At 65.0% G+C, this 14,485-nt stretch carries 16 protein-coding genes and 1 pseudogene; 14 read left to right on the forward strand and 3 right to left on the reverse strand.

Annotated features, from left to right (window positions below):
- Positions 1–24 precede the first annotated feature (24 nt).
- Entirely contained in the window at positions 25–4,245 is a 4,221-nt protein-coding gene (locus tag Q0239_RS03545) for a strawberry notch family protein (RefSeq protein ID WP_298598480.1), read from the forward strand.
- 16 nt (positions 4,246–4,261) lie between these two features.
- On the opposite strand, the gene Q0239_RS03550 is transcribed toward Q0239_RS03545, so the two are convergent.
- The 3 genes from Q0239_RS03550 to Q0239_RS03560 form a co-directional block, all read right to left on the reverse strand.
- The gene (locus tag Q0239_RS03550) at positions 4,262–4,564 is read right to left on the reverse strand and encodes a type II toxin-antitoxin system RelE/ParE family toxin (protein ID WP_298598483.1); all 303 of its coding nucleotides are present in this window, start codon (positions 4,562–4,564) and stop codon (positions 4,262–4,264) included.
- A gap of 2 nt (positions 4,565–4,566) precedes the next feature.
- A complete protein-coding gene (locus Q0239_RS03555) occupies positions 4,567–4,812 on the reverse strand; it encodes a type II toxin-antitoxin system ParD family antitoxin (protein ID WP_298598486.1) in 246 nt (81 codons plus the stop codon).
- Between the two features lie 161 nt (positions 4,813–4,973).
- A complete protein-coding gene (locus Q0239_RS03560; protein ID WP_298598489.1) occupies positions 4,974–5,168 on the reverse strand; it encodes a hypothetical protein in 195 nt (64 codons plus the stop codon).
- A 231-nt stretch (positions 5,169–5,399) separates the two neighbouring features.
- On the opposite strand from Q0239_RS03560, the pseudogene Q0239_RS03565 reads away from it, so the two are divergent.
- From Q0239_RS03565 to Q0239_RS03625, 13 genes and pseudogenes are all read left to right on the forward strand, one after another.
- Positions 5,400–5,912: pseudogene (locus Q0239_RS03565) on the forward strand (ParB/RepB/Spo0J family partition protein); the annotation flags it as partial.
- Positions 5,913–5,946: 34 nt separating this feature from the next.
- Complete coding sequence (locus Q0239_RS03570; protein ID WP_298598492.1) at positions 5,947–6,135, forward strand: hypothetical protein; 189 nt, start codon at positions 5,947–5,949, stop codon at positions 6,133–6,135.
- Positions 6,132–6,647 (forward strand): hypothetical protein, encoded by a 516-nt coding sequence (locus Q0239_RS03575; RefSeq protein WP_298598495.1) that lies wholly within the window; start codon positions 6,132–6,134, stop codon positions 6,645–6,647. Before Q0239_RS03570 ends, Q0239_RS03575 begins: the two co-directional genes overlap by 4 nt.
- Positions 6,648–6,710: 63 nt before the next feature.
- A complete protein-coding gene (locus tag Q0239_RS03580) occupies positions 6,711–7,355 on the forward strand; it encodes a hypothetical protein (protein WP_298598500.1) in 645 nt (214 codons plus the stop codon).
- Positions 7,356–7,365: 10 nt separating this feature from the next.
- Positions 7,366–9,012 carry a hypothetical protein gene (locus Q0239_RS03585; protein WP_298598503.1) on the forward strand — a complete coding sequence of 549 codons (1,647 nt, stop codon included), beginning with the start codon at positions 7,366–7,368 and terminating at the stop codon, positions 9,010–9,012.
- The gene (locus Q0239_RS03590) at positions 8,978–9,286 is read left to right on the forward strand and encodes a hypothetical protein (protein ID WP_298598506.1); all 309 of its coding nucleotides are present in this window, start codon (positions 8,978–8,980) and stop codon (positions 9,284–9,286) included. The genes Q0239_RS03585 and Q0239_RS03590 overlap by 35 nt, the downstream gene beginning before the upstream one ends.
- A 38-nt stretch (positions 9,287–9,324) precedes the next feature.
- Entirely contained in the window at positions 9,325–9,474 is a 150-nt protein-coding gene (locus Q0239_RS03595) for a hypothetical protein (RefSeq protein ID WP_298598510.1), read from the forward strand.
- The gene (locus Q0239_RS03600) at positions 9,474–9,803 is read left to right on the forward strand and encodes a hypothetical protein (protein WP_298598562.1); all 330 of its coding nucleotides are present in this window, start codon (positions 9,474–9,476) and stop codon (positions 9,801–9,803) included. The genes Q0239_RS03595 and Q0239_RS03600 overlap by 1 nt, the downstream gene beginning before the upstream one ends.
- Before the next feature lie 218 nt (positions 9,804–10,021).
- Positions 10,022–10,219 (forward strand): hypothetical protein, encoded by a 198-nt coding sequence (locus tag Q0239_RS03605; protein ID WP_088441395.1) that lies wholly within the window; start codon positions 10,022–10,024, stop codon positions 10,217–10,219.
- A gap of 241 nt (positions 10,220–10,460) precedes the next feature.
- A complete protein-coding gene (locus Q0239_RS03610; protein WP_298598516.1) occupies positions 10,461–10,970 on the forward strand; it encodes a DUF736 domain-containing protein in 510 nt (169 codons plus the stop codon).
- An 802-nt stretch (positions 10,971–11,772) separates the two neighbouring features.
- Entirely contained in the window at positions 11,773–12,102 is a 330-nt protein-coding gene (locus Q0239_RS03615; RefSeq protein ID WP_088441548.1) for a single-stranded DNA-binding protein, read from the forward strand.
- A gap of 50 nt (positions 12,103–12,152) precedes the next feature.
- Entirely contained in the window at positions 12,153–12,482 is a 330-nt protein-coding gene (locus Q0239_RS03620) for a hypothetical protein (protein ID WP_088441393.1), read from the forward strand.
- A gap of 659 nt (positions 12,483–13,141) precedes the next feature.
- Positions 13,142–14,194, forward strand: a complete 1,053-nt coding sequence (locus Q0239_RS03625; protein ID WP_298598521.1) for a DUF2493 domain-containing protein — start codon at positions 13,142–13,144, stop codon at positions 14,192–14,194.
- Positions 14,195–14,485: the final 291 nt, after the last annotated feature.

A 14,485-nucleotide genomic window follows, 5' to 3' on the forward strand; every position in this document is an offset into this window, starting at 1 on the left:
GGCAGTCAGTCCGGAGACCCCATCATGTCCGATCTATTCGACGCGCCGATCAATGCCGAAATCCGTGCGGCCGTCCTCATCGCCACCCACCTGAAATCCGGTGGCCCGCTCTCCCGGGCCGACCTCAATACGGCGATGACCGAAGCCTTCCATGGCACCGACGCCGATGGCCTCTGGACCCAGCGCCAGAGTTTCGAGCTCCTCGAACTCGCGCTCGTTCACCACCTCCAGTCCGCACCCTATCCGCTGCGCGTTCTCGACGATGCGCATGCCGCTTGCGATCTTCTCGACCGCTTGCCGACGCAGACCGTCCGCAGCGAGAGCCAGATCGAATGGCAGCAATTCTCGACGCCGGTCGATCTTGCGGCCATCGCGGTCCTCCTCGCGAACATCCAGGGTGACGACGTCATCCTCGAGCCGAGCGCCGGCAACGGCCTTCTGGTCGCCCAGTGCGGCGCCCACGCAGAACTCCAGCTCAACGAATATGCCCCCGAACGCCGCGCCCGGCTGGTCCACGCGTTTCCCGGCGCCAAGGTAACCGGGCATGACGGTGCCGCGATCAATTCCACGCTGGCCAATGCGGCAAGACCGACATTGATCCTGATGAACCCGCCATTTTCGCGGTCCGTGGGCCTGGGCGCGGACGCCCATGCAGCCGTCCGCCACCTCCAGGCAGCTCTTCGGCGCCTCAGCCCGGGCGGTCGCCTCGTCGCGATTATGCCCGACTGGTTCGGCCCCAACGCACGCATGCGCGACCTCTTCGAGACCAGCTTGCGCGACGTCCAGCTCCGTACCTCCGTCCGTCTAGAAAAATGCTATCTGAAACATGGCACCTCGATCGCCGTCCGCCTCTACGTCATCGACAAGGTGCCCGGCGGTGCGATCCCGGCCACAATCCAGCGGTCTTCCATCCGGGAGCTGATCGGTGCCCTGGCGATACCCGCGCGCGCCACGCTGGTGATGGCGCCGGCGGCACCCCCGCGCCGGTCGGCAAACCCTTCGCTGTTCCGTGCCATGAAGAGCCGCCCGCCAAGGCCACGGCCCTTTCATGCGCCCATACGCAACAATGTCCTGCCGGTCGCCTATTCGTCGCTCGCAACGCCTGCCCCGTTGCTCGAACAGGTGGGTGTCTATCTCCCGTATCGACCGAGCCGCATCGTATTCGACGCCGCTGGCGAGCATCCGACCGCGCTCGTCGAATCCGTCGCGATGGGCTCGATCGCCGCGCCGGTCCCCGACTATGTGCCGCACCTGCCCGAGCGGTCGGTCAGCGAGCGCTTGCTCTCCGCGTCACAGCTCGAAACGGTCGTCTATGCGGGCCACGCCTGGTCGCTATACCTTCCGGGCACATTCAGTCCCAGCAAGGAAGGCGTCGGCCTCGAGGCGGCTGAAGACGGGCGCGCTTATCGAAAGGGCTATTTCCTCGGCGACGGTACCGGTGCGGGCAAGGGCCGCCAGATCGCCGCCTGCATCCTCGACAGCTGGCTCCAGGGACGCCGCCGCAACATCTGGATCTCGAAGAACGAGGCGCTACTCGAAGACGCGCGGCGCGACTGGACCGCGCTCGGGGGCCTTGCGGCCGACATCCAGCCCCTGGCGAACTGGACGATCGACAAACCCATCCCCCTCGAACAGGGCGTCCTGTTCGTCACCTATCCAACGCTCCGATCCGTCCGCGGCGACCATAGCCGGCTCCAACAAATCCTCGACTGGGCCGGCCCGGACTTCGAAGGGATCATCGCCTTCGACGAAGCCCATGAGATGGGCGGGGTCGCCGGCGGCGAAGGGGCGCTCGGCCGGAAGGAGGGATCGCAACAAGGCGTTTGCGGTGTCCTCCTCCAGAACCATCTGCCGGGCGCGCGCGTCCTCTATGCCTCGGCCACTGGCGCATCGGACGTCAACAATCTCGCTTACGCGGTCCGGCTTGGCCTCTGGGGGCCGGGAACGGCCTTTGACGATCGCGAACAGTTCATCGCGGGCATTCGCAAGGGCGGCATCGCGGCCATGGAACTCGTCGCCCGCGACCTGAAGGCGCTCGGCCTCTACACCTCTCGGGCGCTCAGCTTCGCCGGCGTCGAATATGAGATCCTGCGCCACGCGCTGACCACCGAGCAGATTGCGATCTACGATAGCTATGCTGACGCCTGGTCGATCATCCACCGCAACATGGAACGGGCGCTCGAACTGACCGCCATTGTCGATGGCCTCGAGAACGCCACGCTCAACAGCGGCGCCAAGGCCGCGGCGCGCTCCCGCTTCGAATCCGCAAAGCAGCGCTTCTTCGGCCAGCTTCTTCTCAGCATGAAGCTGCCGACAGTGATCGCGGCGGTCCGTCACCACCTCGGCGAGGGCAAATCGGTCGTTCTCCAGCTCGTCACGACCGCGGAATCGATCCTCAATCGCCGGCTCGCCGAACTGAGCCCCGAGGAACGGGCCGACCTCGAAATCGATCTCTCGCCGCGCGAATATGTGATCGACTATCTGGAGCGCGCCTTTCCCACGCGCCAGATGCGGATCTTTACCGACGACACGGGTACGCCGCGCTCGGTCCCCATGCTCGACGATGAAGGACAGCCCGTCTACAATCCCGAAGCGGAAACCGCCCGCGCCGAACTCATCGAGCGGCTTTGCGCGCTGCCGCCGATCATGTCGGCGCTCGACGCACTCCTCGGACATTTCGGGCACGACAATGTCGCCGAGGTGACGGGGCGCACCAAGCGGCTCGTCACCGCGGGCGATGGCCGCCAGAAGCTCGAATCCCGCTCGGCGCGCACCAGCCAGGCCGAGGCCGCCGCCTTTATGGCCGGGCGCAAGCGCGTCCTGATCTTCTCGGACGCGGGCGGCACGGGACGGAGCTACCACGCTTCGCTCGACGCGGTGAACCAGGAGCAACGTGTCCATCTGCTGCTCGAGCCGGGCTGGCGTGCCGATCGCGCGATCCAGGGACTGGGTCGGACGCACCGGACGCACCAGGCGTCGACCCCGCTGTTCCGGCCCGTCACGACCGATTGCAAGGGCGAGCTCCGCTTCACCAGCACGATCGCGCGGCGCCTCGACACCCTTGGGGCGCTGACGCGCGGTCAGCGCCAGACCGGAGGGCAGGGGCTTTTCGATCCCGCCGATAATCTCCAGAGCGAATATGCGTGCAGCGCTCTTCTGAGCTGGTTCCACCTCCTCGCCGCCGGAAAGCTCGCGAGTACCAATTTGGACGACTTCCAGAATCGGACCGGCCTCGAACTCGTCGACAAGGACGGCGTCATGAAGGACGAGATGCCGCCGATCCAGCGCTGGCTGAACCGGATCCTGGCTCTACCGATCGCGTTGCAGAATAACATCTTCGAGGAATTCCTCTCGCTCACCGAGACCCGTGTGGCGGCGGCGCGGGACGCGGGTCGCCTCGATGTCGGCGTGGAAACCATCCTTGTCGATACGGCGCGGCTGGTCGACGATGTCGTTCTGCGCACCGATCCCGGGACGGGGGCAACCTCGCACCTCCTGACGATCGAGATCGAGCGCCGCCGCAATCCCGTCTCGCTTGAGCGGATCATGCGGATTGCCGAGGGCGACCAGAGCGCGGCGTTCATGATCAACCGGAAGTCGGGCAAGGCGGCGCTCCGGACGCAGGCCCGCTCGCTCATGGAGGAGAAGGAAGGCACGCCGATCCCGCGGGTCGAACTCATGCGTCCGTCGCGCAACGACTATATGCGTTCGGCCGACCTGTTCGAATCCTCATGGGAGGAGATCGACCGGGCAAGCTTTATCGCCCTCTGGACGCAGGAAGCCGAAACCTTGCGGCAAAAGGTCGACACCGAGACGCTTCGCCTCGCGACCGGGCTGCTCCTGCCGATATGGTCTGCGCTGCCGAGCGACCATCTCGCGGTCAACCGGATCGTCGATGGGGAAGGGCGGTCCTGGCTCGGGCGCCTCGTCTTCGACGATCATGTGCTTAGGCTTTTCTCGGCGCTCGGAATCGATCGCAAGGAGACCCTGCCTGCTTCCGCGATCGCCAAGGCGGTTGCTGCCGGGCGCAGTATCGACGTCACCCATCCGTTTCCGCTCACGATCAACAGGAGCATCGTCAACGGCTCCCAGCGTATCGAGCTCGTCGGCTTTCCAGCCGACCGGCTTGCATGGCTGAAGGCGGCGGGGTGTTTCACCGAAGTGATCCAGTATCGCACGCGGGTCTTCGTCCCCGTAGCGCTGGCCGAGGCTATTCTGGAGACTGTCCTGGAGGCGACTACATGACCGCCGCGGAGGTTCGCTAGGCTTCGTCCATCTCGGAGAGCCAATCCTCGCGTGCATGACGGACGCGCAATATCAGCACGTTGTCATTCGGCCCGAGTTCGTAGACGATGAGATGAGCTTTGTAGGGATAGATGCGGACGGGCGACCGGATTTCCTCACGCTCGCGCGCCGCGCGGGGATATTCTACAAGAAAATTGAAGGTCGCCTCTAGCCCATCGTGATATCCGTCGGCCTGTGCCGGCCCGAACCTTTCGAGCCCGTATAGGTAAACCGCGACCAGATCATCGCTGGCAGCACGCGTCAGCTGATACGATGGCACGCCTATGACTGCGCGCGTGCTTGTTCGAGCGCTCGAGTGCGGATGTCCGCCATGGATTCAGTGCTGACTCCGCTGCTCCGCGCCTCGTCAACCAACCGCTGCATATTGGCAATCTTTCCCGCCCGTTCCTGATCGCGACGGATAAGATCTCGCACATAATCGCTAGCATTGCTGTAGCGCCCCGTGTCGGCTTGGCCTTCGACCCAAAGCTTCATCGGATCCGGCAAAGAGATGTTCATTGTCGCCATGGGCGCTTCGCTCCTTTTGGCAATCTTTATAAGAAAATTGGCAAAGATTGTCAAGTTGCGCACCGCCCGGAATTACCGGATCAGTTCTGATTGGGCTAGCGAGGACTCATCACTCTGAGGCCTCAAACGGCTGACTGAATTCGTGGTCCGCAGGGGCCGGCTCAGTTCGCAGGCGCAAATTGCCGGTCGAGGAGACCCTGAGCCGCCCGCTCTCCGGCACTGGGCGGCATCACGGCCGGAAGGGCGACGGTGACGATCCAGAAGGCCATCATTCCGAGAAACACGCCGCTCGCGATCTTCAACACATCCTGCATGATACCGACATCCTCCCCGACCCCGACCAGATAATCTCTCATGGCCCGGCGGCCTCGCGGCCGGGACAAAACACCGTCAGCCTAATCGCCGGGCGCGGCATGATCGAGCCCATATCCGGTCCAGAATGGCAATCGAGATAGCCGGCCCGCGCCGAGATGGTGCTGCCGCAGACGGTCCGGTCGGCGGCTCGAGGCGTCCCGGGCGCCACGAAAAGGGGAGGGGGAGGGGAGCCGGTGTCCGGGCTGTTCCGGACGCCAGAAGGACTTCATCCGATGACCATTACGGTAAAGCTTTCGAAGCTTTCGCTTTCTCCGATCAACGTACGATCCCGCCCCGAAGAGCTCCTCGAGATTCCGCAGCTGGCCGCCGATATCGAGGCGCGCGGCATCCTCCAGAACCTGCTGGTCAATCCGGTCAAGAAGCCGCGCGGCTCGTTCGAGGTGTTCGACGGCGGTCGCCGCCTTCGCGCTCTGATGAAGCTCGTCCAGGACGGTGTCATCGTTGCCGAGAGCTATGACGTCCCCGTCAAGGTTCTGACCGGCGACGAAGCGACCCTATCGGAGACGTCGACCGCGGCGAACTTCCATCAATTGAAGATGACGCCTGCGGAGGAATGCCGGGCGTTCCAATATTTCATCGGTCTCAAGGGCGATATCGACGGCGTCGCCAAGCGTCTCGGCGTGACCCGCCGTTTCGTGGAAGGGCGCCTACGCCTCGCTACCCTGGCCGAACCGATCTTTGATGCTCTGAGCGAGGGCGGGATCACGCTCGATATCGCCAAGGCCTAACCTCTATGCCGCCGTCAGCCGCGAGACCCTGATGCGCGAGATTGCCGAATTCTGCCGCGAATATTGGAGCGAGATCGCCAATGATCGCGATTCGGACACGCTCGATGACGAGGACATCGCGCGCATCTACTTCGAGCTCCACCCCGACGAGTCTCTCCAGACCGACCGCGTCGCGATCGATGCGCCACCCGCCGCTCTCGTCACGGGAGAACAGCCATGAACGCCCGTTCGGCCCGGGCCGAGGTTCGCAATCCGGTGCTCGCCTTGCCCGCGTTCCGCGCGTTGCAGTCGCTCCTGCCGGAACAGCGCGTGCTTCTCGCCGCGCTGTTGCTCGACCTTCAGAGCGACGCGCGCGATCGCGCCGCCCGAAGCTGGGCAAGCCGCAAGACCATGATTGCCGCCTACTGGTCCGCCGTCGCCGTCTATTCCGGGCATCTCGCCCGCTGCCTTGGCGAACGCAGAGGTCGCCGTCCCCGCGCGCGCTTCGAGCTTGTCCAGGAGGGCTTTCCCGACCTCGTCGTGACGGGATGGGAGGCGGCTTCCACCACATACTCCGTACGCCGCGAAGAATGCGGTCTCGGCGCGCGAGACTTTCCCAGAGGCACGGTCAAGCTTGGCGGGATCGCGATCGCGCACGTCAGCTATAAGGGCCGATTTTGGCCCCGCCACGAATGGGAGCCGAACGATATGCCCATCTATGACAATCGCGGTCCTTCTCGCGATTGCGGTTGAGCGGCAAGGAGAGGGGGAGGGAAGGGGCGAGCGGATGTCCGCTCGAGAGCCGGAGACCCCCTCATGAGCTATGATCTCGCCTTTCGCTTCCAGCAGGCCCTCGACCCCAGTGCGCTTATGGATATCGCCGCCTCGCTTCACGCGATCGAGGCGGCGATCACGGACTGTCGCAACGCCGGGATCGCCACTGAAAGCGACCCTGCCATCATACTTCTGTGCCGGCACCTGGCTACGGTGTGCGCGGACCGCGGCGACGACGCGCTTTTGCGACAGGCTTGCATGGAACGGATCGGTGATCTCCGGTCAAAGCCCGCGCTCAGGACCTTGGCGCTTCGCGGCGTCGCCTATGATGAACCGGCAAAGCGCCTGTTTCACACCGAGGGACGCGCCGCGCTGCAGGTGCTCGCCAAAGCGCTGGCGCTCGGTGCCGGCAGTTTCGACGTCCGATCCAACAAGGCCGGCCCCGCGGTCTCGGGAGAGGTGACCCTTCATGCCGAGATGCTGTGGGTCCAGCTCTCGCTTGGGCCTTTCGGTCCGGGCCGCGAGATCTGCTTCCGCCGGGTCCAGGGCCGAGGCGACCATATCGGGGAGCGCAACCATTGGGGATCGATGAGCGAGCTGCTGGCTCCAGACCGCTTCGCCGAACGCATCCGCCGCGAGCTGCGCCTGCCATCCACCGTCCCCGCCGAACCCCGTCTCGTCGCCTAAATCTCCTGCTATGACCGCAGCCTTCGATCCCGCCGATGCCGCCGCATGGATCGCGCACGGCCGTCCGCCCGCGCTTGCCCGATCCCTTGCCGATGTCTGGCGCCGTCACCCCGATCTCCCGGCCTCGTCCCCTGCAGATGCGCGCCTAGCAAGGATGCGCGACCGCGCCGCCGCTTTGCGTCCCGTGATCGACGCGATGCGAACCGTCACCAAGGCCGAGCGCCACGTGCGCAATTTCGCCTTCACCGCCGCGCAGTTCGGCGAGGGCAAGGCCGGTCCCCGCGAAGCGGCGATCCTGCGGGGGCGCGACCTTCACGGTTATGACTGGGACCTTGCGGTCCGTTATGCCTCCGGCTGGTATGCGGCCGACGCCGGATGGGACCCAGAAGTGCACAGGCCGGGCAACCGATCCGCGGCGAACGCCGCTTACGACCGGGGATTTGGCGACGGCGGCGGCAACCGAGACGATCCTTTCGACACCGCCCGCCGCGCATTGTCCGCGACCGGTGTGCCAGGGCCCCGGCGCCCCCCGGCACCGGCAAGGCCGCGCCCCAGTGACTGGCCGCAACCGACCGATGCCGCGCTGCCAGTGCGATGGGCCCGCCGTCTTCTCATCTTCGGTGCCCCCGAGATCGGCATTGCTGGTGATCGCGCCAAAACACCTATCTCTTCGGCGGTGCTGCTCCCGGCCCTCGTCGCAGCCGCCGGTCACGAAGACGCTCTCGTCATCGTCATCTCGGGCGACGGCTTCATCCCCTTGCCCGACGCAATGGCCGGTTTAACGCCGCTCAGCGCTGGAGCGTTCGCCAAGCTGGCTGCCGACACGGGGCAGGCCGCGAACTTGCGCGGGCTCCTGGAAGGCCGCGAGTTCGATGATATCCTCGTCGCCGCCCAGGGACCATATCTCGCGCTACTCGACGCGCACGCGTCGGCAATCCCGCTGTGCCGGACGATGGCCCGGACCCGAAACAGCGTCCTGTTGCAGAAAGCACAGTTCCGCACCTGGATCGGACGCGGCATCGCCGCCGGACAGAGTGTCGGCGCCGGCCATATCCGCTGGGGCAAGGCGATCAAGGGACTGACCGGCCGCCTGGGCGAATTCACGGCGCGCTATACTGGCAAAGTACCCGGCCGCGGCCACAGGATCATTGTCGAGGTGGCCGCTTCCGCGCCGGCAAGCGGATATGCGACAGCCACGGGCGAACCCCTCGAATGGGAATGGTTCATTTCCAACCGCGCGCAACTTCGCGCCGCCATGGCTGCCCGCCTCTCCGGCACGAGGAATATGACGTCTTGCAGCTCCTCCTCTGCGACCCCGCCGGCGTCTATCCCGATGAACCCGAATGCGCCCCGGGCTTCGATGTTCCGCTTGCCTGACGCCGGGGGATCCGTGGCCCGCGACGAGCCGGGAAAGGGAAGGGGGTTCGATGGGGATGCGGCCGATGAGGCCGGGCCCAGGAGATCCCAGCATGGCAACTGTCCTTTCCTTCGACACCGCGGCCGACAAATGGTCGGTCCCCATCGGTTCCCATTCGCGAGGCGAGCTCAGTCTCCAGCTCGAGCGGCTGATGGCGGGACGCCTCATCTTCCCTTCGAAAGAGGGCCTAAGCGCGGGCGATCTGTTGCGCCTGCTGGAGGGCGCCTGTTTTTCGGCTAGCCCGGACAGCGATGCTGACAGCTGGGAAACTCAGAACAATCGCTTCCTTGCCGATGCGCGTGAAATCGCAACCAGCCTGCTCGAAGGCGAAGATGCCGCGCTCATCGAGAGGACCCGCGCCATTCTTTCCGATCAAGTCCAATGGTTCGTGCCCGAAGGCCGCCGGCTCTTCGCCTCGATCGATCGCGCGAGGCTCGACGTCCGGTTCGAGCCGGCCCTGTCCGACCCTCCTGAGGCCGTCGTCCCGAACCCGGCGGATGACCGCAATCCATGAGGGTCATTCGACCAGCCGACTCCGCGGATCGGGCTCGGATGGCTGCGGCTCTTGACCATTTGCGCGCCGCGCGCGATCTCTTGCGCCAATGCGGATCGCCTCGTGCCGTCGCGGCCGCGCGCCGGGCGCTCGCCAGCGCTTCGGGCGCTGCCCGTCATCTCGATCACCGCGTTGCGAGGAGCGAATGATGAGCCGCCATATTCTCACCCCGAGGCCGGACCAGCCGGAAATTGTCGCTATCGTTGTTGGTTGGGATCGCCCTCTTCAGACCTTCTTCGCGCAGGTCTTCGCCCGTACCGAGGCCGAGCCGGATGAGGGCGAGGCGACCATCTGGGTCGGAACCGAGCCCGGCGAACTCGCAACGCCCGAGGCCGCGATCGCTGTCATCGCCCTCTTCGCCGACGTGCCGGACACGCTGGCGTCGCTGCTTGATGCAGAGATGCGAGCAGGCCGCGCTTCCGCCGATGGCGCCTTGCAGTCCGAAATGAAACGACGCCTCTTCGGGTCGATTCACTGATTTCGGAACGGCACGTACCTCGATCTATCAGAACTCTATGTTTGAATCCCCCGGACCGGCATGTTCAGATGGCCTTATCCCGCAGCGCGCCGAAGGTGGAGCACCGCATACGGCGCGACGAAATTGTCGCACTTATCCAGCTCTGGCGGCCTGCCCACACCGAGGCCGCCTGACACCCTTTCCTCGCCGCGGGTCGGACAATCTGCTATAACGATTCGATGGCCGAGATCGATCCTCATACGCTGCGTGTTGCTGCCTCGCTCGTCCGGTCGCGCATCGCCGGCCTTACCCGCGACACGCGCATGGACGGCCTGCAACGCCTGGGTGCCCATCGCACGCTGACGCAACTCGCGATCGATCTCGAAGTGTCGGCCGACCATGCCGGTCCGCCAAAGCGCCGGTCCCGCCCTAGGTAGATCGGCGTCCGCATTTCGCCTGCCGATGCCAGCGTCGGTAGGCGCCTTCCTAGCCATCCATGATCGCTCTCTGGACCTCTGATTGGAGGTCCAACAGCCCCTTGGGCATCCCGAGGCCGCGTTCGCGTGCCCCGGAAATGGGCGCTCGCGCGCCCGCTCGGCCGAACGGCCGAGGAGGAAAGGAGGAGCTTGGAGGGTGGTCCGGACATGAGGTCCGGGGCCATCATCCAGGAGACCTTCCATGAATATTGGTTCGATCAAGCAAAACGACGCCGGCATTTTTGTCGGCAAGATCGCAACGCTCACGATTGCGATGACAATTGCCCTGCGCGAAGTGCAGTCGTCCAATCCCAAGGCGCCCAAATATGAAGTCCTCGCGCTTTCCGCCTCGCGGGCGTGGGTCAGGGTCGGCGCGCTCTTCGAGCTCTTCTCGAACGGGACCGGCGAATCGTTCCTGAACGGCAAGATCGAGGATCCGAGCCTTGCGGCTCCGCTCTACATCTCGGCTTTCCGCCAAGAGGACGGATCCTTCAACCTCGTCTGGTCGCGCCCGACCCGCCGCCGCGATCTTGCAGCCGAAGTCGCTGCGAAGACCGATGATGCGCTGCCGCCGCTGCCTGGCGACGCGACCGAGGCCCCTCCGGTTCAGGAAGGTCTTGGCGAATCCTCGGCCGAGCATGGCTTCGGCGGCGAGCAGCAGGAACCCGGCCGCCGTCAGCGCAAGCCCCGCGAAACCGCCGCCGCTGAATAGGTCGAACCGGCCGCCTCTCCCGATCCCCGCGCTTCGAGCCCCGGCGCGGGGCAATGGGCCCGCTTCGCCTCTCGCCGGCGAAGCGGGCCCTTTTTTCTTCGCCAATAGGAGCCCGCTCCGTTTCGGCTTTTCGGTCCAATATAGTCGGTCTGGCTGGGTGGATCTGAAGACGACCGCCGTCGCCCCCGCGACAAGGCTAGTCGACAGCGCTGATTGTCATCGCGCCTTTCATCTCATTTTCACGCTTCCAGGGTATCCGGTCTCTGCTCTTCCGCGACCCGAAGAGCGACCCGGCCCCGTCGAGCTCGAGAGCTCGGCGGGGTTTCTCCTATCCTTGCGGCCGGCTTCCCAAATCAGCCAGTCGCTGGGCACGCCCATCCGCGGAGCCCCCGCCCACCGCGAGCTCCAGCCATGCAGGGCAGGACCCGACCGGTGCGGTGAGTCATTGCCCCCGCCAGGCCAAGGACGAGTTTTGCATATCGAGCCGGAGCCGACGGCGGGCCTTCGATTCGCGCCGCCGACGATAGCGCCGTGCGTGACCCGCAAGACACCTCATTCCTGTGAACGCTCCCGCCCGGCACCTCGGGCGACCCCGCAGTCAGGGATGAACGCTACGCCCGTGCGGACCCGGCGCAACCTCGATTGTCCGGCCGTGTTGTCGGCCTGACGGCCTCCGCCCGCACCCCCCGAAAAATCGAAGTTCCCCTCGCTGCGCTCGGTGCGCCGCGCCCTCGAACACGGGCTTTCGCTTGAAGTTCATCCCAGCGGGATCGGCCCGCTGGCGCAAGCGAAGGACAGGCACATGAACAAGGTTTTTCTCGCGGGCCGCATCACTTCCGACGTCACCCGCTTCGGCAACGATACGAAGAGCGGCGTCAGCTTCACCCTCGTCACCAGCAAGCCCGTCATCAAGGACGGCCAGGTCCAGAAGGACGGCAACGGCTACACCGAAACCTGGGACGAGTTCCACACCGTCAAGGCCTTTGGCGGTCTCGGCAAGTCCGTCGGCGGCCACAAGAAGAAGGGCGATGAACTGATCGTCGTCGGCGAGATCCGGTACAGCCGCAACGAGCGCGACGGCCGCACCTACTACAACACCGACATAATCGCCGATGAGATCAAGTTCATCTGACGCCACGGGGCGGTCGCTTGCGGCCGCCCTTTTTCTATGGGAGACACGTCATGCTGCAATTCCGCCCCTTCGACGCCATGCCCGATATCGTCGACGGCATCGAACTCGACAATCCGGCTATGGTCGCGCGCATCCGCCGCGCCGCCGATAAGCTCAGCCACTATGAAATCTCGGCCCATCTCGCCAACGCCATCACCGGCGCTGCCGACGCTGCGCACGCGCGTGCCTGGGAGGAATCCAATTTCGGCGAAGCCAGCGCCGACGCGATCGTCGATGCCGAGTATCACGACGAGCTTGCAGCGGCCTGGTCGCTGGTTGCCGCAGAGCACCAGCTCATCGGGCCGGACATCTATCTCGCGCTCGGCGGGTCGATGCACTGACCCGTTGTTCGTTAAACCGGCGCCGAGACAAACGTCTTGGCGCCGGCGCTTATTCGCGGTAGCCGCGACCTGCGCGCAGCCTCACATTAGCTGATCCCAACCGGGCTCCGTCCGGACGTTACCCTGCCAGCGCCATCACGTGGACGGCGCTTCCAAATCCCCGCCCTCCTCAACCGATCGAGAGCCTTCGACTCACTTCCTGCGCATCATCTGATAGTCGTGCGGGACGAGTTCGGCGTGCTCCCCGCTGCCGAACTCGTCCCGCGCGGCGCGCCTGATTCATACCAGCCTGTTCACAGATTCCGGCGCGGCACGCTGAACCGCGACCCACCATTAGGACAACGCCATAGGGCTCATCTCCCGGTACAGCTGGGCTATCCGGCATCACCCAATACCCCTGTAATTTCCTATCTTCATGTTAGTCCAAGTTTGCCATGCGGGGTTGGCGGTCCGTCAGCATGAGCGGTCCCCCCAATTTTCCCCGTCGCTCGCTTTGCGGCGCCGAAAAAAATCGGTTCCCCCACTCCCCGCGAGGCGGCGTTAACCGAGGTCCGGCGTTGCCGGCTTCCCGGTTAACGTGCCCGACCTCCCTGACCACCGCATGCCCGAAATTGAGCCTCATCGAACGGATGAGACCTGTCCAACATCTGGAGGCTCAAATGACCAAGTTTTTCGACAACTTCGCTGATCTCGCCAGCTTCATCGCGACCGAGACCGGAGATCATGACCGCAGCTCGACATATGAACGCGCCTTTCTCGAACATGACGAGCGCGCCAAACTGTCCCCGGTTGAAGACACGTCTCCGCTGGAGACGCCCGATCCCGATCAGAGCCGCGCTGCCGTCGAAATGGTGATGGCGACGCTCTTCGACGTCTTTCGCGACACCCGCCTCGAGCCGTTCACGGCCGATCTTGCCTGGGGCTTCGTCAACAGCTTCCACGTCGTCGCCAAGCGGATCAACGACCGTGAGGACGATGCGGCAAAGGAGCTCGGTGACCTCGCCCGCAGCTTCGACCCAAGCGAGATCTACGCGCAGCAGATCGAGGACGCGCAGATCCTCTGCCAGACTCTGCAAAGCTGCCGCGATGCCATGGAATGCATGCGCGACCATGCCGCCGAAGTCTTCCGGGTGGAGACCGGACGCCCCTATGCGCCAACACGCGGAAGCCGGGTCTCGTCGGGCGTCACCGCGTCGATGATCGACGCCCGCGACTTCCTCGCCGCTCGGTCCCGGGAACGCCGGGAGCAGTACCTCCCCGAGGGACCTGTGGTGATCTTCTCCGGAGGACAAATCTGGGAGGATCATGACCTGCTCTGGAGGGGCCTCGACAGCATCCGGGCGCGTGTCCCCGAAATGGTCCTCGCAACCACCGCACAGACCAAGGGCTGCGATGCCATCGCGCAGGCCTGGGCATCCGCTCGCGGCGTCAAATCGATCCAGTTCCGGCTCGACCGGCGCCTCGGCGCAAAGGCGGCTTTCGTCCGAAACGACCGTCTACTCATGCTCAACCCGGTGGAAGGGGTCATCTGTGAAGGCTCTGGCATCCAGATGAACCTCGCCCAGAAGCTCCGCCGGGCCGGTGTCCCGCTCCACGTCGTCAAGCTCGACCAGCAAAAGCACGTCGCCGCGCCCTCTAAAGGGCGGGGCCGAGTGTCAGGCGCCACGATCGACGAACGCCCGAGCAATCCGCGCACCGCAAACCATATGTGATCCTCGAAACTGAGGGGCTCTGGCCATCGCCGGGGCCCCTCCTTCCATCACATCCAGAGGAAAGCGGGCCAGCGGCTGGGCAGGGACTTCCCTGCTACTCTGCCTGCATCGCGACCCACCCGGTCCGCAGCCGCGGCATGATCCCGGGAGGAAAGAAACTCTCTCACAGAATTCCGATTCTGTCAGACGTCCGGGACCGCCTCAAGGACGGCGGGGCCCCACCATTTTCTTCGGCGGATCACGCGCAGCGAATATCCTCGCAGATCCGGTGGCCGCCGAAGAAAATCGTGA

The sequence above is a fragment of the uncultured Sphingorhabdus sp. genome, from assembly GCF_937872355.1.
Taxonomy (GTDB): Bacteria; Pseudomonadota; Alphaproteobacteria; order Sphingomonadales; family Sphingomonadaceae; genus Sphingorhabdus_B.